Raw genomic sequence first — 20,805 nt, forward strand, 5'->3', positions numbered from 1 at the left:
ATAAGGATAAACTCTCTTTCTGTTCATCCTATATATTTTGCGTATAATCGTTTTGCCATTTTCACATCATTTGTCCCATGAATAAATGCCCTACCGTCTGTAAATAAAACAAAACGATATTCATCTACTAGAAACGATAGTAAATATGGGTTTTTTTTGACACTCACGCTTTTTTGTAAACGTTTTCTAACTTCTTCTAAATTAAGAACTCGCTTTATCCCTGGACGGATTTGAACTGTATTCCGCCCGCATAGCACTTCAGTTTTCATCTGTGATCCAAATGTTAAACTTGGGTAAGTGCGTACATTCCCACAAGATGGACATGTACTTTTCTTCTGCCTATTTACTTTTAATGAGAGATATTGATTGTTCCAAATATCAAATGATAACATCGTTCCCCTTAACGCCTGAAAATCATTCACCAATATTTTCATCGCTTCTGTCACTTGGTGAGCAACGACCATTTGTACAGCCGGCTGAATGATTCCCGCTGTATCGCATGTTGCACCGCCCAGAGGATGATCCATTAGGCAGCGAAAGCATGGTGTTTGCCCTGGAAGAATTGTATACGTTACACCGTAACTTCCAATGCAACCACCGTATATCCAAGGTATATTTTCTTTTTGCGAAATGTCATTTATAAGTAGGCGCGTATCGAAATTGTCAGTCGCATCTAATATAAGATCCACTTCTTTCGTTAACTCTTCTATTTCTTGCATTGTGACATCCGTTACAACTGGTACAATTTCCACTTCAGAATTAATCTTTCTTAAATGTTCTGCCGCTGCAATTACTTTCGGTTTGCACTGTTGTGCATCTTCTTCTGTATATAACTGTTGCCGCTGTAAATTACTCCATTCGACGTAGTCACGATCGGCAATTGTCAATTTCCCAATTCCCATCCTAACGAGCGCTTCTGCATTCGCAGTTCCAAGTGCACCCGCACCGATTAGGAGCACATGTTTTTTCCTTATTTTTCTTTGTCCCATTTCACCAATTCCAGAGAACAATACTTGCCTTGCATATCGCTCTTGCATAGAGAACCCTCCTTTCGCTATCCGCCAATGTAAGACATTTCAACTTTTGGACGTTTATTTGTACTTTCCACCGTTCTTTCATCTGAATACCGATCTGTTCTGTACTCCCATGTATGTTGGAGAATTTTTAATAATGAAGCATCAGAAATATTTTCTCGAAGAAGCGTTCGCAAATCCGTTCCTTTTGTTCCAAATAAGCACGTAAAAAACTTGCCGTCTGCCGAAATACGAGCTCTCGTACAAGAAGAACAAAATGACTCAGATACTGAAGTAATAAATCCAACTTCTGCATCGCTCCCTACATATCGATACAATTTCGCAACTTCGCCAAAGTAATGAGGTTGAACAGGTTCAATCGGATATACGCGATTAATCTTCTCTATTAATTGTTCCTTCGTAATAACTTGTTCAAAATTCCATCCGTTCGTACTGCCTACATCCATAAACTCAATGAAACGGAGCTGAATTTCTTGTTCTTTAAAATAACGAGCCATATGAAGAATTTGACTATCATTCATACCTTTTTTTACGACCATATTTACTTTTACTTCTAATCCAGCAGCCTTTGCTGCTTCAATTCCTTTTAATACAGGTTTTGTACTTACATTTCTTCCATTAATTTTTTGGAAGACGTGATCCTCTATCGCATCTAAACTAATATTTACACGTTTTAATCCCGCATCTTTTAGCGCCTTAGCTTGTTTTGCTAAATGAATACCGTTTGTTGTGAGTCCAATATCCTTTAAGCCTTCTAGCTTTGCAAGCCTTGCAATTAACTTCGGTAAATCTTTACGCAATAACGGTTCACCGCCAGTAAGTCTAATTTTATTGACTCCCATACTTATAAATAATCTCGCTAATCTTTCTATTTCATCGAACGTTAATAAAAACTCTTCTTGTAAAAAAGCGTAATCAGGCCCGAACACTTCAGCAGGCATACAGTATGTGCACCTAAAATTACAACGATCAATAACCGAAATACGTAAATCTTGAAGTGGCCGCTCTAACGAATCCCTCATCTTCTCGTGCATCTATATCCCTTCTTTTCTACTGCAATCCTTAGTAGGTTTCATATTTTTTATTTGCCTTTATTATAAAAAAGAAGCTACATATTCAATGTGACTTTTCTCACATTACTTTCCCCATTCAAAAATTCTTCACAAATCCGTTCGAATTTTGTTCACATCTTTAGTCTCTCCTCCTTACGGTCATTGAAATTTCACTTTATTTTTAAAATAGCTCTTGCATTTTCAGCATATTCACACTCAAAATAGGAAATGTATTGCTTATAAGAAGAAAGGTGATTGCTGTGGCAAACAGTATGACATTATCTCAAGATTTAAAGGAATTACTTGCATCTGTTGAATATAAAATGCAGATTAAAAAGGGGAGTTTTATTTTTCAAGAAGGTATGGAAGCAACAGAACTCTATATCATCCACTCTGGAAAAGTACAAATTAGTAAACTAAGTGCTGACGGGCAAGAATTAACACTCCGTATTTGTTCGGCATACGACATTATTGGAGAATTAACATTATTCACGGACAATGCGAAGTATTTATTAAATTCAAAATGCCTTGAAGATGTTGAAGTAGGAGTAATAAAGCGTGAAACCTTAGAAAAAGCATTACTCCAAAAACCCGCACTTGTATTTGAATTTATGAAATGGATTAGTGAACATTTAAGAAGAATGCAAACGAAGTTCCGAGATTTAGTATTACACGGCAAAAAAGGTGCCCTGTATTCTACTCTCATACGAATGACAAATAGTTACGGTGTGTTAAAAGAAAATGGTATTCTCATCGATTTACCATTAACGAATCAAGAACTTGCTAATTTCTGTGCAACTTCGCGTGAAAGTGTAAATCGAATGTTAAATGATTTGAAAAAAAAAGGTACGATTTCTATTCATAAAGGAAAGATTACAATCCATGATTTACAATTTTTAAAATGTGAAATTGCTTGTGAAGATTGCTCTACCTCTGTTTGTAGCATTGATTAGCATCTTATTTCTATAAGGAAAGCCGAGGTCTCCAATTAGATCTCGGCTTTCCTTATAAGTTACTAGACATATAAAACAAAATTATTTTTTCAATTCATTAGGAATACGTCTTCTATAGATTACATAACTACGGCTTAAATATTTAATTGGAGCACTAAATACATGTACAAGTCTAGTAAATGGCCATACCGCGAATAGCCCCAGCCCTGCAATAATATGAATTTTAAACCATACTGGTACTTCCATCATATATTCAACTTTCGGTTGGAAAATAAAGAGACTTCGGAACCACGGACCGATTGTTGTACGATAATCAAACCCATTTGAGTCGATGTTTAAAAAAGTTGAAGAAAGTCCCGCTAACATTACGATAAGTAATAAAATAAGCGCAATATAGTCTCCCTTTGTACTCGTAGCAATGATACGTTTTACTGTTACGCGGCGGTACGTTAATATAATTAAACCGATGATAGAAGCAATACCTGCCGGAAGCCCGAAACTAATTGCCATTATGTGATACATATGCTCAGAAATACCTATTGAACGATATACAGCCTCTGGAATTAAAATCCCCATAACATGACCACCAATTACGAACATGATCCCAAAGTGGAATAATAGACTTCCGATTCGCAGCATTTTCTTTTCTAATAGTTCGCTAGATTTTGATGTCCATCCAAATTGATCATAGTTGTATCTAAAAATATGTCCGCCGATAAAGATTGCAAAAATGATATAGGGAAACAATACCCACAGAAATTGATCCATCATTTTGACAACTCTCCTTTCTAATTTGTCTGTACACTCCATGTATCGATAGCGAGTAGAACAGCCGCAAGAATTGGTTCATACATACTATCAGCTTCTTTTAACTGAACGTGTAATGCTTGTATGTTCTCCTTGTATTTACTCATAATTGGTTCACTGTCTTGCTCATTTGCATTTGCAAAAAACTCAAGCAATAGCGGTAAATAATCAGGTAATTCTTTATCTGTTACTTCAAAACCAGATTTTTTATAATGCTGTTTTAACTCTAATAACTCAATACCTCTTTCTCTTTGTTCACCGGTGTTCATATAAGTAAGATACATATTTGTCTTCTTACCAAAATCGAATGTATATACGTAACAGTCAATTAATTGATCATCCATTTTATCCAGCGCTTGCTTTATAAATGCTGTAAGTGATGCTTTAACGTCTTCCTGTTCAATCGCTTCAATCTCTTCTTGCAATTCAGTTAAAGCTTCTCTCCACCCGATTTCCGGATAGGAAAGAAGGAATGAAGAACATGAAAAAGCAGTTTGTAAACTTTGTTTCATATTTTTCCGCCCCCATTATTTAAGAAATTGTCGTGCAAGAGCCTGGGCCACCTGCGAAAGATAAACCACAGCTTCCTTGTTCGTTATATAAATCTGCAACTTGTTCGCGGTGAGATGTCGGAATGACGAAACGATCTTTATATTTCGCGATAGCAAGAAGACGATACATATCTTCTACATCCTGTTTCGTTAAACCTAGTTCTTTTAATACCGCTTCATTTGGTTCTTTATTAATTTGCAACGCTCTCATATGCGTTCGCATAACAGCCATTTTTTTCAATGTTAGACGAATATGGGATTCATCTCCTGCAGTGAGTAAATTCGCTAAGTATTGAATTGGAATACGCATATTATCAATAGCAGGGAAAACCTCTTCTGCTTGCCAGTTACTACCTTTCCCCTCCACCATGTTCATAATTGGGCTAAGCGGCGGGATATACCAAACCATTGGCATTGTACGATACTCCGGATGAAGAGGCAGAGCAATTTTCCAATCAATAATCATTTTATAAATTGGTGACTGTTGTGCTGCTTTAATCCACTCTTCAGGAATGCCTTGTTTTTTCGCTTCAGCTGCTACTTCTGGATCATTTGGATCTAGGAAAACAGTAAGTTGAGATTCATATAAATCTTTTTCATCTTCAACAGATGCCGCTTCTTTTACTTTGTCAGCGTCATATAGCATTACCCCAATATATCGAATACGTCCTACACATGTTTCCGAACAAATTGTTGGCATACCCGCTTCAATACGTGGGAAACACATTGTGCATTTTTCAGCTTTATTCGTTTGCCAGTTAAAATACACTTTTTTATATGGACAAGAAGATACGCAGAATCTCCATGCACGACATGCGTTTTGATCTACAAGAACAATCCCATCTTCTTCACGTTTATACATCGCACCGGATGGACAAGAAGATACACAAGATGGATTCATACAATGTTCGCATATGCGTGGTAAATACATCATAAAGACATTTTCAAAATCCGTTTTAATTTCTTCTTCCATTTTCTTTACGTTCGGGTCTTGTAACCCTGTTATATGTCCACCAGCTAAATCATCTTCCCAGTTTGGACCCCATTCAATTTTGTCGATAAATTCGCCTGTAATTGCTGATTTCGGACGAGCAACTGGCTGATGCTTACGCTGTGGACTATTTGTTAACGTTTCATAATCATAGTTCCAAGGTTCAAAGTAATCATCAATTGTTGGTTGATCTGGATTGTGGAAAATATTCATAAGGCGCTTCATTTTGGAACCGGATTTCAGCTGAATTTCACCATTTTTCAATTCCCAGCCGCCTTTATATTTCTCTTGATCTTCCCATTGCTTCGGATAACCAATTCCAGGTTTCGTTTCTACGTTATTGAAGTACATATATTCAGCACCTGGACGATTTGTCCAGGTGTTTTTGCACGTTACGCTACAAGTATGGCAGCCGATGCATTTGTCTAGGTTCATTACCATTCCGACTTGTGCTTTAATCTTCAAGCCAATCTACCTCCTTCAGTTTGCGAATTACAACGTTTAAGTCACGCTGGTTCCCTGTTGGACCATAATAGTTAAATCCATAGCTTAATTGGCCATATCCACCAATCATATGTGTCGGTTTCACATGAATACGGGTTGGACTATTATGCGTTCCTCCGCGGGTGCTTGTTAATTTCGTACCAGGTACGTTAATGTGGCGATCTTGCGCATGGTGCATAAATGCCATTCCTCTCGGTATACGGTGCGTTACAACAGCACGTGCTACGACTACGCCGTTACGGTTAAAACATTCAATCCAATCATTATCAGCAACACCAGCTTCATTCGCATCATCTTTATTCATCCAAACAGTTGGACCACCTCTAAACAGCGTTAACATCGGCAATGAATCGAAGTACATACTATGAATAGACCACTTATTATGCGGTGTTAAATAGTTTAGTGTAATTTCTTTTCCTTCTACTTCGGGACGTGATTTACGGAACGGTTTATGTTGCAGAATTGGTTTAAATGTTGCCATCGTTTCACCAAATTCTTTCATCATGTCGTGATCTAAGTAGAAAGATTGTCGACCAGTTATCGTTCTCCAAGGGATGAGACGTTCAACATTTGTTGTAAATGGTGAATAACGGCGTCCACCTTTTTCAGAACCCGTAAAGGCCGGAGAAGTAATTACTGTTTTCGGCTGCGCTGTAATTTGTTCAAATGTGAAGCATTCTTCTTCACGTTCTTCTGCTAAGTCACGTAGTTTTAAATCCGTTTGTTTTTCAAGTGCTTCCCATGCTTTTACAGCCATATGACCGTTTGTTGTAGAAGAAAGTGTTAATACCGCTTCAGCAGCATTAATTGCTTCTTTTATATCTGGGCACCCCTTCGCAATAGAATCCGTTCGAACAACTCCTAATCGACTCTTTAATTGCTCATATTCTTTTTCTGCAGACCAAGAAATCCCTTTCGTACCAATTGGTTGTTTTCCGGTATTTGGTCCAAGCGCTGTCATCTTGTCATAAATCGTTTTATAATCCCTTTCGACAACATGAATTTGCGGCATTGTTTTACCTGGGATCGGTTCACACTCACCTTTGCTCCAGTCTTTAATCTTGCCAAGTGGTTGCGCTAATTCTTGCGGTGTATCATGAAGAAGTGGTGTTGCCACAACTTCTTTCATTGGCTCAAGATCGATTTTCTTCGCTAAATCTGACACAGCTTTAGAAAGAGAGGTGAAAATATCCCAGTCAGAGCGCGCTTCCCACGGCGAACCGATTGCTGGATTAAACGGATGTACAAATGGATGCATATCTGTACTACTTAAATCATGCTTTTCATACCAAGTTGAAGCAGGTAAGACGATATCAGAATAAAGCGCTGTTCCAGCCATACGGAAATCTAAATTAATAAGTAAATCAAGCTTCCCTTCTGGCGCTTCCTCATGCCACTTAATTTCTTCTGGTCGTAACGAATCACTATCGTCATTCATTAATCCGTTTGTTGTACCTAATAAATGTTTTAAGAAATATTCGTGTCCTTTACCAGAACTTGAAATTAAGTTTGCACGCCATACGAATAAGTTACGCGGGAAGTTATTTTTATTATCAGGATCTTCAATTGCAAATTTCAGTTCTTTATCTTTTAGTTTTTGCGCAACGTATTTTCCGATTTCTTCTTGCGTTGTTGCACCAGCAGCAACAGCTTCTTTATATAATTCAATTCCATTTTTCTCGAATGTCGGATACGAAGGTAACCATCCAAGTCGAGCTGCTAATACGTTATAATCACCGTGATGTTGATAACGAGAGTTGCCCTCAACTGGTGATGCTAAATGTCCAACTGGTGTATCTTCATAGCGCCATTGATCTGTTACGAAATAGAAGAAAGATGTACCGTTTTGTAATTTCGGTGGCCCTTGCCAATCTTTTGCCATCGCGATTGTTTGCCATCCTTCAGCTGGTCGTAATTTTTCTTGCCCAACATAATGCGCCCAACCGCCGCCGTTTACACCTTGTGCTCCGACAAGAAGAACAAGATTTAAAACCGCGCGATAAATCGTATCAGAGTTGAACCAATGGTTAATACCAGCTCCCATAATAATCATCGAGCGACCATTCGTATCAACAGCATTTTGTGCGAACTCACGAGCGATTTGAATAATAAGCTCTCGTTTCACTCCTGTCATTTTCTCTTGCCATGCAGGCGTAAACGGTACATCATCATTGAAGTCTTTCGGCTCTTGTCCACCAAGCCCTCGGTTCACGCCGTAATTTGCTAATGTTAAGTCATATACAGTCGTAACGAACACTTCGCCTTCATCTGTCATAACCTTTTTCACTGGAATTGTGCGTTCTAATATTGTATTTCCATCATCAGAGAAGTACGGAATTTGCACCGTTTCAACACTATCTTCCATTCCAAGTAAAGAAAGACGTGGATCAATCGTTTCACCTGTTTCTTCATCTTCTAAACGTAAGTTCCATTTCTTTTCGTTATCCCAACGTGATCCCATTGTGCCGTGCGGTGTTGCAAAATCTTTTGTGTTCTCGTTCCAAAGAACAGGCTTCCATTCTCCTAACTTCGTTTCACGTCCAATATCAGTAGCATTTAAGAAACGATCAGCGACGAATTGATCTCCTTTTTGTTTCAATGTGACAAAGAAAGGAAAATCAGTATATTGCTTCGCATACTTTGTGAAGTATTCCACTTGATTATCTACGTAAAATTCTTGTAAGATCACATGCCCCATTGCCATCGCAAGTGCACCGTCTGTACCTTGTTTCACACTAATCCAATCATCCGCAAACTTAGTAGACTCGGCGAAGTCCGGACTTACAGAAACGACTTTCGTCCCTTTATATCGAACTTCGGCTAAAAAGTGTGCATCTGGTGTTCTCGTCATCGGTACATTTGAACCCCACGTCATAATGTAACCAGAGTTATACCAGTCACTACTTTCTGGCACATCAGTTTGATCACCCCAAATTTGCGGAGAAGCTGGTGGTAAATCCGCATACCAATCATAGAAGCTAAGCATTGGTCCACCCATAAGTTGCATAAAGCGGCTACCCGCTGCATGACTTAACATCGACATAGCTGGAATTGGTGAAAAACCAACATTTCGGTCTGGGCCGTATTTAATTATTGTGTAAAGTAACGAAGCAGAAACGAGTTGTAATACTTCATCCCAATTCGCACGAATGAATCCCCCTTTACCACGTGCCTGCTTATACTTACGTGCTTTTTCAGGGTTTTCCACAATGCTTTTCCAAGCATCTAACGGTGAATCATTATTTTGTAACTCCTCTTGCCACATACTCCAAAGAACACCACGTACATACGGATATTTCACGCGAAGTGGACTATAAATGTACCAAGAAAAACTTGCTCCACGCGGACATCCTCGTGGTTCAAAATCAGGCATATCAGGACCTGTCGTTGGATAGTTAAGCTCTTGCCCTTCCCAAGTTACAATTCCATCTTTCACATAAATGTTCCAACTACATGAACCAGTGCAGTTCACGCCGTGTGTAGAACGAATTACTTTATCATGCTGCCAACGCTTTCTGTACACATTCTCCCATTCGCGATCTTCATATGTTTCTTGTGTATGATTATCGTTATAACGATCTATTGGTGAAAAATATTTTAAACGTCTCATTAGTGCTGAAGGTTTCTTCTTCATACTGTTCACTCCTTTAGTACGTCTCTCTTACATACCCTTACTATAAAAGAGGTTGTAAAATACAGATGTGACATTTCGCACAGTTCAAGAGATTGTCATAAATTCATTTGGAAATAAGTTTGTGAGAAGATCTTTTGTTCCGTTGTGAAGATTTATGGTTAATCTTAATTATTAGGAGAATAGTATTTTGGGGTATCGACTATTTTGCAAAAGAAAAAACGCAGGAGACATTCCTACGTTTTTCTTTATAAGTATATTGAGAAGTTTTTTATGCTTTTTTGGTAGACTCTTTTCTCACGTTCTATTCAGCACCTTCTTCTAATTATTCTAATTTCACCTACTAATATTGAATGCTCAAAGGATACGTTTGTTATACTCATTTCCTTTTTCCAATGAAAATTATTATCTTTCAAAAGTCATCTACGAATGAAATTATAGTGAAGCGGTTCGCAATATGATAGAAATCAACTGGCTTTGTCTGTGGTACGAAACTTCCTATCACTTTCCCCATTCCTTCCAATTAAAAACTTCGTAAATTTCCATTTTACTGCTTTCATGACAAGTAAAACCGGTGCTTGTTCCATCATGTATGTATACAGTGGATGAACACCATAGTTCAGTCCACAAAAGATTGTAATATAAGCTTCCGTACCAGATTCTTGCCCTCCAAATTGATTACAAGTGAAACCGAGTATTTCTAACTCTTATTCTTTATATTTATCAAATAAAGACGTATCTTAGACAAATTGTTCGCTAGAAGATGAAAGCGGTATTTTAATAGAATTGTGATCAAAATAGTGACTAAGTATGTAATTAATCATACTATTAACTAATAAATTTAAATCATAAGATGTATGATTTATGTTTACAATCTTATCACGTAGATCCCTCTGCGCTTTTTCGTCACCGAAAGCTACTACTCTATTTCTTCCTTGTATGTCCCCTCATTGATTTAAAAATGTTTCGTATTACATTACTCAATTGTCTAGGAATTCAGTGGTATGTATGTGAAGATGGTAGTAGTACAAAAAAGAATTATTACGTTAATAACATAGCGAATATACTGATATTTCCTCATTTAGGTATTTACATATTTATCCTCACGGTTCATAATTTAATCGGGGATGGGAGGATAAATATGGTTCAGATTAAGGTAACACCTGAGGAATTAGAACAAGTTGCAAAACGGGCAAATGATACAAAACACATGTTAGAATCTATACATAAAAATTTATGCGATCAAATTGATTACATGTGTTATCAGTGGGCAGGCGCATCTAATCAAAATTTCGTTCAAGTGTTCAATAACGCAAGACCTTCTGTGTTTACAGCTACCAATGCAATCTCACATATTGAAGAAGAATTAAAGAGAATTGCTGAGAAATTTCGCAATACAGATAATCAGGATGTAGCAAAGGCAGAGGGTGCAATGTGTGGTAAAGTATCAATGGAAGAGAAAAGTTTTGATGAAAAAAAACTAGCTAGAGATATAGCAGGTGAATTGACAGGTGAATACGATATTAGACGTGCTTGGGATGGCATTGATCCCTCTACCGGTGAAAAGCTTTCCACTTGGGATAGAATATTTGCTGGAGGAATGGCGGTAGCTGGACTCACACCTTTTGGAAAACTTGCTAAAGTCGGAAAAGGCGTGAAGATGACTACTAATGCGTTAGAGGGTATTAAGAATGCTGATAGAGCGACTGAAGCTTCTAAGGCAACTAAGAGAATTACACAAGCTGAAGAGGAAATGGTCACTTATAGACGTGTTCAAGGTGGAACACCTCCAAATGCAAGTAGAACTAGGATAACTGTAGATGAAAATAGTAATGTAGAAATACCTAATAAGAAAGCTAATTTAAATGTAAGTACAGGTAATGATGAGCATGCAAAATATTTCTTAAATAAAAGAAGAAGTAATGCAGAGATAGTTGAATTTGATATACCTAAATCGTTAGATGATTTTATAAATGAAAATGCAATACCTCAAAAAGGATATAAATCAAACCCCCTAAATCAAGGAGGAACTGCACCGAAAATAGTTGACCCAACAACGCCAGGAAATTCTTATGAATTGCCAGCACCTTGGATTGAATGGATAGAAGAATACGCCAAGAATGGCAGGACTATAAAGTAATAATAAAAGGAGTAGATTATGATATTAGAACCGCTTTATGCAGAAAACATTATAGTAGCCGTCATATATAATAATGAATTTAGATGGTATGTAACAGATAAAGAACTATGGTTTTTGGATTATAATAAGTTAGATAATGCATATAAAAATTTAGGTGTAAGCATTGAAGATAATGACGAAATTGAAGAAAGAAATGGAATAAAAGTATTAGACAATGAAAATGTAGAAGTATTTTTACAAAGGATTAATAAATATAACACAACTAAAGAGGAATTAAATTATTTACTACTTGAAAATATTAAAAGTAAACATGCAGGAGAAGATCTATTAGATTTTAGTCCGGTGTTATTAATTAACTTTGATGATAAAATACTATATTCAATGTTCCCAGAACCAGCATCATATGAAGAATATACACCAAAAGATTGGAATGGTAAATATGAAGATTTCACTAAATTAATACCTAAATCAGAAAAATATTGGATAGATGAGTTTAATAACAATCTATTTTCACTATAATTTAAACGGGATAAGGATGATAATAGTATGAGTAATAAAGATGTAGTAACTATATTAAATGAGGAATTCGAAAATGAGCAGACTGGTGAAAAGTTACAAGGGTTAACAGTTATAGTTGATGGAAAGTTAAAGCAAGTCATGGATATAATAATCGACAAAAATGATAATTATAGTAATTATACTGAAGTAGTCAAAGATGCACTATTTGAGGGGATAAATAATATCATTAATAAAATTAATAAATGATAAATACTAACTACAAAAAATTAAATACTTAATCTAAATAATGAGGTAAGGTGTAACGAAAATAAAGCACAAATATATATCATAATAAATAATAACGAAGGCTACTACTAATATAAAAGGCGTTAGTCTTCGTTATTATTTTTTTAAAAATGAAAGGAGTTCAAAATACAACGAATATACTCTCGACTTCAAACCCTAAAATTTTAAATTTTGCGCCGCTGTTTCAGGCACCTGGCAAATACAAATTCCGAATATCTCCTCCGCCCTTAAAGAAAAAAGCCGGTATCTATACCGACTATATTTTGAACGTTTTTAATTTGTCTTCGATTTGTTCTCCAGTAATTCCAATGGATCTTAACGTTATCGAAGGATGACTCTGATTTAATAAGGAATTTATTTTCTCCAACGATACTATTTTATATCCAGACATATTTTACATAAAACTACAAATCATTATTTACCATATTGCCCAAAGTTACGGAAACAATTATACTAGATGTAATCAGAATAAATAATCTGAATATTCTTAGAATTAAAGATAAAATCTTTACTGCCCGCAATTAGATGGATACATTCTATTTTCCACTCAATAGATTAAAAAACGATAATAACATTAGGAGGATTACGATGCACCAGCTTGATTCATTACATCCCATTATAGAAAAAATAATTAATAATATTGAAAAGTTAATGGTCGGAAAGCGAAAAGAAACGATCTTAGCTTTGACAGCTCTCTTAGCTGAAGGTCATGTACTATTAGAAGATGTTCCTGGCGTTGGGAAAACAATGTTAGTACGTGCTCTTTCTAAATCTATCGATGCTGATTACAAGCGCATTCAATTCACACCTGATTTACTGCCGTCAGATGTAACAGGTGTTTCTATTTATAATCCGAAAGAGCTCCAATTTGAGTTCAAACCTGGACCAATCATGGGGAATTTTATACTTGCTGATGAAATTAATCGTACATCTCCAAAAACACAATCTGCCTTACTTGAAAGTATGGAAGAAGGCAATATTACAATAGATGGCAGGACAAGACCGTTACCAAAACCATTCTTTGTAATGGCTACACAAAATCCGGTCGAATATGAGGGAACATATCCTTTACCAGAAGCACAGCTCGATCGTTTCTTATTGAAACTAAAAATGGGATATCCTACACAAGAAGAAGAATTTGAAATTTTAAACAGGATGGAAAAAACAAATCCCCTCTCCCATTTACAAGCTATTACTACAATAGAAGAATTACTTTATTTACAACAAAGCGTACGGGAAATAAGCATGGACAAAGCAATCAAGCATTACATTGTAAAGCTTGTTAGTCAGACTCGTTCTTATAGTTCTATACAGCTTGGTGCAAGTCCACGTGGCTCGATTGCTTTAATGAAAGCTTCACAAGCATATGCATTCATCCATGGTAGAAATTACGTTATTCCAGACGATGTTAAATTTTTAGCTCCTTACGTATTGGCTCACAGACTCATTCTAAAAATGGAGGCAAAATTTGAAGGAATTACAGGAGAACAAGTTATCACAAAAATCGTTGCGCGAACTACCGTACCTACTCAAAGGAAGATGAACCTTTGATGAAACGGATACTACGAGCACTCTATCATTTTACTAAGTTATCACTTATTCCGTTATGCCTAGTCTTAACATTTGTATACGCTATGCTTCAAGGAGGATTTGTAAGTTGGTTTTTGTTTTACAGTATGATTCCTATTGGCCTTTATTCACTACTGCTTCCCTTCTATGCTTTACGGAACGCCGAGGTAAAACGAATAACAAATCAAGACGAATATGTAGCAGGAGAACAATTTTTAAGCACGATTACAATAAAAAGAAGATTTCCTTTCCCCTTACTTTATTTAATTATAGAAGATGAACTGCCATCACAATTTACAAATTGTAGACAAACGAAGGTGAATAAGGTAATACTCTTTCCAGGATTGAAACGAAATATTTCGTTTCAATATGCAATTGACACAATCCCTAGAGGAGAGCACACTTTTTCAAGCGTACGTGTCAAAACTGGTGATCTATTCGGAATGATGGAGAAAGAAGTAACTTTTTCAGTTCTAGATACATTTTTAGTCTATCCCCAGTATGTAGATATAGCGTATCGACAATTAGAAAATCATTTCGAACAAGGAGCGCTTTCAGCAAATATAAATTTAGCAAAAGACTCTACAGTCTCTGTCGGTGTCAGAGAATATAAGCCTGGTGACCGCTTTTCATGGATTGATTGGAAAGCAACTGCACGAACAAACAATATTATGACGAAAGAATTTGAACAACAGCGCAGCCATAATATTATGATATTCATGGACAGAACCCCATCCCCTCTATTCGAATCAGTCGTAACATTTTCCGCCTCTATTGTACGGGCTGTATTGAAGCAAAATTCACCAGCGTCATTCGTGTCTGTCGGAAAAGAACGAACTTTTTTCCCTTTAGACAATGGAGATAGTCAGTTGCATCAAATCTTTTGTCATTTAGCGAAAGTGCAAGCGGACTGTGTATTCCCGCTCTCTCGGAGTGTAGAAATAGAATTAAGAAAAATTTATGAGCCCGTAACGATTATACTCGTAACAAGCGATCTTTCTCCCGATATTCAAAAGGCGGCTGACTTTGCTGCTATAAAAAACAGAAAATTAATGGTGTTTGTCGTGAAAGAAAAAGCAAATCAACTCTCACATCGAGAACTAAGTATTCTAGAAACTCTACAAAAACGAAAAATATTTGTAAATGTGGTTTATGGGAACCGGTATACAAACGTGTTTTTTGAGGTGAGCAAATGATAACATTACGAACAAAATACAAATGGGATATGAGCAGATTCTTCATGCATGTATGTGCACTTCTACTTTTACTAGAATGGCTAAGACCCCTTATAGGTATTACAAACGTAGGTAGATTAGATATTTTTGTAATATTTATAGGAATTTGCTTCACTCTCTCTTTTTTTCAAACAAGGTGGCAAATTCCAATAAAGATCGTCACGATCTTATTCATCATTCATTTCCTGTATTATAAAAATGCTTTTATAAATCCATCTTGGCTAACGAAATTTTTTTCTGATATTTCTCGAAATTCCTCCCTGTTATTTCAAGGGAATTTGCTAGATATTTCTCCAGTTTTTCCAACACTTTTATTTTTTTTATCATTTTGGTTTTTGAGTTCTTTCATCTCTTTTTGGATGATTCATAAAAAACGCGGGTTGTTATTTCTTATATTGACTATTATTTATATCATAACTTTTCATAACTTACATTTATACAATGCAAACTACGCTATTATTCGTACTGTTGTCATCGGCTTTTTTATGCTTAGTCTTCTTCAAATAGAACGAATAAAAGAGACGGAACACTTACAAAATTATGCTAGAGTAATCTCAAAATTACTTAGACCTCTTACCATATTTATTGTATTGTCAGCAACTATCGCATACTTCGCTCCAAAATTTGGCCCTCAATGGCCAAACCCAATGGATTTTTTAAAATTCAACACATCCGAAGCAAGTAAAGAACAAGAAGTTTCTAAAATTGGGTATGGTTTAGATGACTCGCAATTAGGTGGTCCTTTTAAGGCGGATAATACAATTGTTTTTACAGCACAAACGCAAAACAAACAATATTGGAGAGTAGAAACAAAAGATTTTTATACAGGAAAAGGCTGGGAGGTTTCTGAAAATCCGAAAAAGGTTTCTTTTAAAAATAAAAACGACGTCGTGAGTTGGTACGAAAAAAATACAAAAACAGAAACAGCCAAAGCAACAATCACCATGCAAAAAAGTTATTCTCACCTTACCTATCCAACAGGATTAGTATCAGTTGAGGCTTCTTCTGATGTATCATACAGCGTTGACCCATTTTCAGAAAAAATCTATACGATGCACGGAGACTCTTCTACTACTTTAAATTCGTATAAAGTAACATATGAGATCCCGGAGTTTTCCATAGAAAACTTGAAAGCTGCAAAAACGAATGAAGGTCAAGAATCAAATCCTTATTTCATGACAAAATACACACAACTTCCCGAATCATTACCGCAGCGAGTAAGAGACTTAGCTGTTAATCTTACAAATGATAAAGACAACCGATATGATAAAGTATTAGCTATTGAAAATTACTTCACAGACCATTCTTTTGTATACGAAACAACGGATGTGATGATTCCTGCCAAAAACCAAGATTATGTAGATCAATTCCTTTTCGATACAAAAAGCGGCTACTGTAATAATTTTTCGACGTCTATGATCGTGTTACTTCGTTCTGCCGGGATTCCCGCTCGATGGGTAAAAGGCTATACAGAAGGAACTCTTGAGAATACACTTGCTAGTACAGAAGATGCGAATGTTTATAAAATCGAAAACAATAACGCACACTCTTGGGTCGAAGTATATTTTCCTGGATACGGATGGATTCCATTCGAACCAACAAAAGGATTTACCAATCCCTATAATTTTACAAATAATACTCCTGCTCCTACTTTTCAAAATAGCGAAGAAACTAATTCTCAAAACGAGCAAATGCACCAAAGAAACAATGAAGCGAAGCTCAAAAGTTTAATAGAAGATACAGAAGAAGCCTCTACTAAAAAGATCACAAATTCTAAAAATGGTTTTTCTTGGTGGTACGTATTCCTCTCTGCGATACCGATTAGTATCATAGGATACATTCTCTTCACCACAAGAATGAAATGGATTACATTTTTTATTATTCTTTTCTATAAATATCGAAAAGATGATGCTGTTTATAGAAAAGCTTACGGTGCACTTTTAAAACAATTTGCGAGAATCGGCATACCGCGGGGTGAAAGTCAAACATTCCGAGAATACGCTCTTCACATCGATACACTTTACAACTCGGCTGATATGCAACAACTTACTTTCAGTTATGAGAACGCTATGTATCAAAAGGAACAAGCCGCCGCCGAATGGAAGACATCCGTACACTTATGGGAAGTGCTTATGAAAAAAGCAGCTTCTCTGCCTAAATCAAATGACTACGATAGAGTGATTTAATCTTGATTATGTGAGTTTAAAGAAAACACCTCAAAGAACTACTTTGTTCTTTGAGGTGTTATTTAATATACATAATAAAAGATAGCTAACTCCTAATTATTCCCCAAGCACCTTCTCAATCTCAACCTCTAAATCCACCGGTTTCGTCTGCGGCGCAAAACGCCCTACTACTTTCCCATCTTTTCCAATTAGAAACTTAGTAAAGTTCCATTTCACTGCTTTCATACCAAGTAAACCGGGTGCTTGTTCTGTCATGTATGTATAAAGAGGATGAGCCTTATCACCTTTCACATCAATCTTTGCAAACATCGGGAAGTTTACACCATAGTTTAATTCACAAAAACTAGTAATATCAGCTTCCGTTCCCGGCTCTTGCCCTCCAAATTGATTACAAGGGAAACCTAGTATTTCTAATCCTTGATCTTTATATTTATCATATACTTCTTGTAATCCTTTATATTGCGGTGTAAAACCACATTTGCTAGCTACATTTACAATAAGAAGCGCTTTTCCTTCGTAATCTTTTAACGATTTATCTTCTCCTGTTATCGTTTTAGCTGAAAAATCATAAACTGTCATTGATCCTACCCCTCTCTTTACTATCATTCTATGTTTATACTATACTACATTCGTGAATATACAGCTCTTATTACGTACTTACACACCAAAATGATAGCGCTTTATTTTTGTTCAAAAATTCGACACAATATACTAGACTTTTATGATGGAAAGTTTTACAATTGAATTGTGAACAAAATGTGACAGTTTATATTCCATGATAAAAGAAAAGGATGGTGTTCATTATGAAAACTGCACAACATGAAACGATTTCAAATCGCGAGTTTTATTTCGTACTATATATGATGTTATTGTATGTTATTGGCTGGGTAATCGATGTAAATGGTTTATTTTTAAGCTCCTACTTTAATTTAGCAGGAGAGATTATGCTTCCAATCGTTGGTGGCATTGTTGGACTGTTCGTTATGTCTATTAATAAAGAACAAACGCGGTAAGAACATTACAAAAAGGCAGAAGACGAAACTTTCGTTTTCTGCCTTTTTGTATTTTTAGCGTATAATATAAAGTGAAACTTTAATCAGTGGGGATTTTGTTCCTCACTGATTATTAGTTGAACCAATCGGGCTTTTACGGGCAGTTGTTCTCCCACCTAACTTCTTTCCTTCAGCCAAATTTTGAGGTGGGAGTCTTACTGCCCACAAATAGCGGGGAAAACTATAAAAGTATATAAGGAGTGGTAAAGATGAAAAAAGTAGAACAATTATCTTCTCACCTATATCTTATTGATGATTACGACTTACAACATATTGAACGAACAGGTACGTACGTTTTATTAGGTGACGACATTACTTTAATTGAAACTTGTGCAGCCCCTTCTCTTCCGTATATTTTAGACGGCTTACAACAACTACATATTGATTTAAAAGATGTAAAAAATATCATTGTTACACATGTTCATTTAGATCACGCAGGTGCAGCAGGGCTAATGATGGAAAAGTGCCCAAATGCTACTTTATTTGTACATTCTCGTGGTGCTCGTCATATGATCGATCCAACAAAACTCATTTTAGGTGCAAAAGCTGTGTACAAAGAAGATTTTGATAAACTTTTTAATCCCATTCTTCCAATTGAAGAAGAACGTGTTCGTATTGTACAACATGGTGATAGGTTAAAAATTGCAGAAGACCGTACACTTACATTTTACGATACACCGGGACATGCTAAGCATCATATTAGCATTCACGATTCATTAACAAACGGCATTTTTACTGGCGATACAATTGGAATTTACTATCGAGAGCTAGCTGATCTTGGTGTAGAACTATATCTACCATCAACTTCACCTTCACAATTCCAACCAGAGGCGATGATCGCTTCTAAAAATCATATTCAAAGTATGGATGTAGATACTATTTATTTCGGTCATTACGGCGCATCATCCAATGTTACAGAAGTATATAACCAACTTGAACATTGGTTACCTATTTTTGTTGGTACTGGTAAAGAGGTCTTTGAAAAGTATAATGATTTCGATGAAGCGACTAAAGCTTTACAAACTTTATTAATGGATAAAATCTCTTCTCATCTTACAAAGTTAAACGTTCCATCAAATCATTCCGTTTATAACATTTTACATCTAGATATAGAAATTAGCGCGATGGGCATTATTGATTATTTCACGAAGCAAGAAAAAGCAAACTCCACTATTAACTAACAGTAAAAGAAGAGATATACAACAGTATTTATTGTATATCTCTTCTTTTTTTGAATATATTTTGAGTAAAGGATGGTGGAATGCAATGCAAAAAGTGATTCTATACCTCTGCTTCACATTATTTATCGTCTTATTATTATTTGTCGGAGTGAAAATTCAATTTTATTTAGATACAGACGCGCAGGTGAACTTTAACGTTTATCCAAGATTATTCTACTATACACTCTTCCCTCTTTTGGTCGGCATTTTATTACGATTCCTTCAATCCATTAATCGTGAAACAAGTAAACAAAACTGGAACTTTCAGCCGGATAAATTTATCGCTATTACGTTGCCTACACTATTCATTTCCTTTTCTCCAGCTCTACTCTTTTCACCAGTTGGAAAATATCTACCTTATTTAACTAATATTATTCTTATAAATACAACTTTCGTTACCATTATTAGTTTAATAGCTGGTTACTCACTTTTAGATTGTTTGATACAAAAAGACAAGGAGACTGGGAAGGAATATAACTAAGTGATTTCCCACTTTCACTTATTTAGTAAATCAAGATAATTCTGCCCCTAACTTGTATGCAAAAGAACCTAATGTTCAATTTTTAAGTGTCGTTGGTTATGGTGGTTTATTTATAAGTGCAATACTCCTTGTAAGAGTTTCTATACATGCGGTAAGGAAATTTAAGTAATAACAAAACGAGTATGAAATCGCATAGATTTTATACTCGTTTTTTATTGTTCATATATTTAATTGATAATAGGAAATTCATGTTAAACTAAAGAAAGTCGTGCACTAAATCAAAATACATTTCAAACAAGGGAGACTTATTATGAAATTTGGGACTTTCTCGTTTCTAACGTTTATCGCAAGTATATGTTCTTTCTTTATTTTAAGAGGACCTAATGCAAATTTAACATTAATTATTGTACTTCTAAGTATTCTTTCATTACTCGGTATTATTTTTGCGATCGCATCAAAGAATTGGCTATTTAAAATAGTTGGCACGGCATTAAATGGAGTAATACTAGTATTTGTATATTTCTTATTGCTAGCAAAAGGCATAGGTGGTTAATATATTTACGTTTCAATAAGAAAAGCTCACAGCTTAAGCTAT

General features: G+C 35.8%; 18 protein-coding genes and 1 pseudogene. 11 read left to right on the forward strand and 8 right to left on the reverse strand.

Features of this window, described 5'->3' with window-relative positions; genetic code table 11:
• Window positions 1-23 precede the first annotated feature (23 nt).
• Window positions 24-1,037 carry a molybdopterin-synthase adenylyltransferase MoeB gene (locus tag Q3V31_RS00795; protein ID WP_090813223.1) on the reverse strand — a complete coding sequence of 338 codons (1,014 nt, stop codon included), beginning with the start codon at window positions 1,035-1,037 and terminating at the stop codon, window positions 24-26.
• 17 nt (window positions 1,038-1,054) lie between these two features.
• Window positions 1,055-2,068 carry a GTP 3',8-cyclase MoaA gene (gene moaA, locus Q3V31_RS00800; protein WP_071733981.1) on the reverse strand — a complete coding sequence of 338 codons (1,014 nt, stop codon included), beginning with the start codon at window positions 2,066-2,068 and terminating at the stop codon, window positions 1,055-1,057.
• Window positions 2,069-2,346: 278 nt separating this feature from the next.
• Here moaA and Q3V31_RS00805 point away from each other — a divergent pair, with 278 nt between their 5' ends.
• The gene (locus tag Q3V31_RS00805) at window positions 2,347-3,039 is read left to right on the forward strand and encodes a Crp/Fnr family transcriptional regulator (protein ID WP_000013861.1); all 693 of its coding nucleotides are present in this window, start codon (window positions 2,347-2,349) and stop codon (window positions 3,037-3,039) included.
• A gap of 81 nt (window positions 3,040-3,120) precedes the next feature.
• Here the strand turns inward: Q3V31_RS00805 and narI are convergent, their stop codons facing one another.
• From narI to Q3V31_RS00830, 5 genes and pseudogenes are all read right to left on the reverse strand, one after another.
• On the reverse strand, window positions 3,121-3,810 hold the full coding sequence (gene narI, locus Q3V31_RS00810; protein ID WP_000969206.1) for a respiratory nitrate reductase subunit gamma: 690 nt from the start codon (window positions 3,808-3,810) through the stop codon (window positions 3,121-3,123).
• Between the two features lie 17 nt (window positions 3,811-3,827).
• The gene (gene narJ, locus Q3V31_RS00815; RefSeq protein WP_000814211.1) at window positions 3,828-4,358 is read right to left on the reverse strand and encodes a nitrate reductase molybdenum cofactor assembly chaperone; all 531 of its coding nucleotides are present in this window, start codon (window positions 4,356-4,358) and stop codon (window positions 3,828-3,830) included.
• Between the two features lie 19 nt (window positions 4,359-4,377).
• On the reverse strand, window positions 4,378-5,853 hold the full coding sequence (gene narH, locus Q3V31_RS00820) for a nitrate reductase subunit beta (protein ID WP_000692677.1): 1,476 nt from the start codon (window positions 5,851-5,853) through the stop codon (window positions 4,378-4,380).
• Window positions 5,843-9,526, reverse strand: a complete 3,684-nt coding sequence (locus Q3V31_RS00825) for a nitrate reductase subunit alpha (RefSeq protein WP_090813222.1) — start codon at window positions 9,524-9,526, stop codon at window positions 5,843-5,845. Before Q3V31_RS00825 ends, narH begins: the two co-directional genes overlap by 11 nt.
• Window positions 9,527-9,935: 409 nt before the next feature.
• Window positions 9,936-10,254: pseudogene (locus tag Q3V31_RS00830) on the reverse strand (hypothetical protein); the annotation flags it as partial.
• Between the two features lie 410 nt (window positions 10,255-10,664).
• Between Q3V31_RS00830 and Q3V31_RS00835 the strand changes: the two are divergent.
• From Q3V31_RS00835 to Q3V31_RS00860, 6 genes are all read left to right on the forward strand, one after another.
• Window positions 10,665-11,663 (forward strand): WXG100 family type VII secretion target, encoded by a 999-nt coding sequence (locus Q3V31_RS00835; protein WP_329761808.1) that lies wholly within the window; start codon window positions 10,665-10,667, stop codon window positions 11,661-11,663.
• A gap of 18 nt (window positions 11,664-11,681) precedes the next feature.
• Window positions 11,682-12,182 carry a hypothetical protein gene (locus Q3V31_RS00840; RefSeq protein WP_071733977.1) on the forward strand — a complete coding sequence of 167 codons (501 nt, stop codon included), beginning with the start codon at window positions 11,682-11,684 and terminating at the stop codon, window positions 12,180-12,182.
• A gap of 27 nt (window positions 12,183-12,209) precedes the next feature.
• Window positions 12,210-12,428, forward strand: a complete 219-nt coding sequence (locus tag Q3V31_RS00845; protein WP_000066138.1) for a hypothetical protein — start codon at window positions 12,210-12,212, stop codon at window positions 12,426-12,428.
• Between the two features lie 627 nt (window positions 12,429-13,055).
• The gene (locus Q3V31_RS00850) at window positions 13,056-14,018 is read left to right on the forward strand and encodes an AAA family ATPase (protein WP_000553993.1); all 963 of its coding nucleotides are present in this window, start codon (window positions 13,056-13,058) and stop codon (window positions 14,016-14,018) included.
• Window positions 14,018-15,232, forward strand: a complete 1,215-nt coding sequence (locus Q3V31_RS00855) for a DUF58 domain-containing protein (protein ID WP_090813219.1) — start codon at window positions 14,018-14,020, stop codon at window positions 15,230-15,232. The genes Q3V31_RS00850 and Q3V31_RS00855 overlap by 1 nt, the downstream gene beginning before the upstream one ends.
• Complete coding sequence (locus Q3V31_RS00860; protein ID WP_090813218.1) at window positions 15,229-17,457, forward strand: transglutaminase TgpA family protein; 2,229 nt, start codon at window positions 15,229-15,231, stop codon at window positions 17,455-17,457. Before Q3V31_RS00855 ends, Q3V31_RS00860 begins: the two co-directional genes overlap by 4 nt.
• Before the next feature lie 96 nt (window positions 17,458-17,553).
• Here the strand turns inward: Q3V31_RS00860 and bsaA are convergent, their stop codons facing one another.
• On the reverse strand, window positions 17,554-18,036 hold the full coding sequence (gene bsaA / locus Q3V31_RS00865; protein ID WP_000219424.1) for a glutathione peroxidase: 483 nt from the start codon (window positions 18,034-18,036) through the stop codon (window positions 17,554-17,556).
• A 224-nt stretch (window positions 18,037-18,260) separates the two neighbouring features.
• Between bsaA and Q3V31_RS00870 the strand changes: the two genes are divergently transcribed.
• The 4 genes from Q3V31_RS00870 to Q3V31_RS00885 all read left to right on the forward strand — a co-directional run bounded on the left by Q3V31_RS00870 (window position 18,261) and on the right by Q3V31_RS00885 (window position 20,763).
• Window positions 18,261-18,470, forward strand: a complete 210-nt coding sequence (locus Q3V31_RS00870) for a DUF3925 family protein (protein WP_000844974.1) — start codon at window positions 18,261-18,263, stop codon at window positions 18,468-18,470.
• Window positions 18,471-18,718: 248 nt separating this feature from the next.
• Window positions 18,719-19,690 carry an MBL fold metallo-hydrolase gene (locus Q3V31_RS00875; RefSeq protein ID WP_090813217.1) on the forward strand — a complete coding sequence of 324 codons (972 nt, stop codon included), beginning with the start codon at window positions 18,719-18,721 and terminating at the stop codon, window positions 19,688-19,690.
• A gap of 85 nt (window positions 19,691-19,775) precedes the next feature.
• Entirely contained in the window at window positions 19,776-20,210 is a 435-nt protein-coding gene (locus tag Q3V31_RS00880) for a hypothetical protein (RefSeq protein ID WP_001174414.1), read from the forward strand.
• A 310-nt stretch (window positions 20,211-20,520) separates the two neighbouring features.
• Complete coding sequence (locus Q3V31_RS00885) at window positions 20,521-20,763, forward strand: hypothetical protein (RefSeq protein WP_000668394.1); 243 nt, start codon at window positions 20,521-20,523, stop codon at window positions 20,761-20,763.
• Window positions 20,764-20,805: the final 42 nt, after the last annotated feature.

It is taken from the genome of Bacillus nitratireducens, assembly GCF_036320425.1.
GTDB lineage: Bacteria > Bacillota > Bacilli > Bacillales > Bacillaceae_G > Bacillus_A > Bacillus_A nitratireducens.

Excerpts from the sequence above, each read along its gene's own strand:
- Q3V31_RS00840 (WP_071733977.1), top strand. The coding sequence starts at position 11,682 with ATGATATTAGAACCGCTTTATGCAGAAAACATTATAGTAGCCGTCATA.
- narI (WP_000969206.1), bottom strand. The coding sequence starts at position 3,810 with ATGATGGATCAATTTCTGTGGGTATTGTTTCCCTATATCATTTTTGCA.
- Q3V31_RS00860 (WP_090813218.1), top strand. The coding sequence starts at position 15,229 with ATGATAACATTACGAACAAAATACAAATGGGATATGAGCAGATTCTTC.
- moaA (WP_071733981.1), bottom strand. The coding sequence starts at position 2,068 with ATGCACGAGAAGATGAGGGATTCGTTAGAGCGGCCACTTCAAGATTTA.
- Q3V31_RS00835 (WP_329761808.1), top strand. The coding sequence starts at position 10,665 with ATGGTTCAGATTAAGGTAACACCTGAGGAATTAGAACAAGTTGCAAAA.
- Q3V31_RS00825 (WP_090813222.1), bottom strand. The coding sequence starts at position 9,526 with ATGAAGAAGAAACCTTCAGCACTAATGAGACGTTTAAAATATTTTTCA.
- Q3V31_RS00885 (WP_000668394.1), top strand. The coding sequence starts at position 20,521 with ATGAAATTTGGGACTTTCTCGTTTCTAACGTTTATCGCAAGTATATGT.
- Q3V31_RS00855 (WP_090813219.1), top strand. The coding sequence starts at position 14,018 with ATGAAACGGATACTACGAGCACTCTATCATTTTACTAAGTTATCACTT.
- bsaA (WP_000219424.1), bottom strand. The coding sequence starts at position 18,036 with ATGACAGTTTATGATTTTTCAGCTAAAACGATAACAGGAGAAGATAAA.
- Q3V31_RS00880 (WP_001174414.1), top strand. The coding sequence starts at position 19,776 with ATGCAAAAAGTGATTCTATACCTCTGCTTCACATTATTTATCGTCTTA.
- narJ (WP_000814211.1), bottom strand. The coding sequence starts at position 4,358 with ATGAAACAAAGTTTACAAACTGCTTTTTCATGTTCTTCATTCCTTCTT.
- Q3V31_RS00875 (WP_090813217.1), top strand. The coding sequence starts at position 18,719 with ATGAAAAAAGTAGAACAATTATCTTCTCACCTATATCTTATTGATGAT.
- Q3V31_RS00795 (WP_090813223.1), bottom strand. The coding sequence starts at position 1,037 with ATGCAAGAGCGATATGCAAGGCAAGTATTGTTCTCTGGAATTGGTGAA.
- Q3V31_RS00850 (WP_000553993.1), top strand. The coding sequence starts at position 13,056 with ATGCACCAGCTTGATTCATTACATCCCATTATAGAAAAAATAATTAAT.
- Q3V31_RS00845 (WP_000066138.1), top strand. The coding sequence starts at position 12,210 with ATGAGTAATAAAGATGTAGTAACTATATTAAATGAGGAATTCGAAAAT.
- Q3V31_RS00870 (WP_000844974.1), top strand. The coding sequence starts at position 18,261 with ATGAAAACTGCACAACATGAAACGATTTCAAATCGCGAGTTTTATTTC.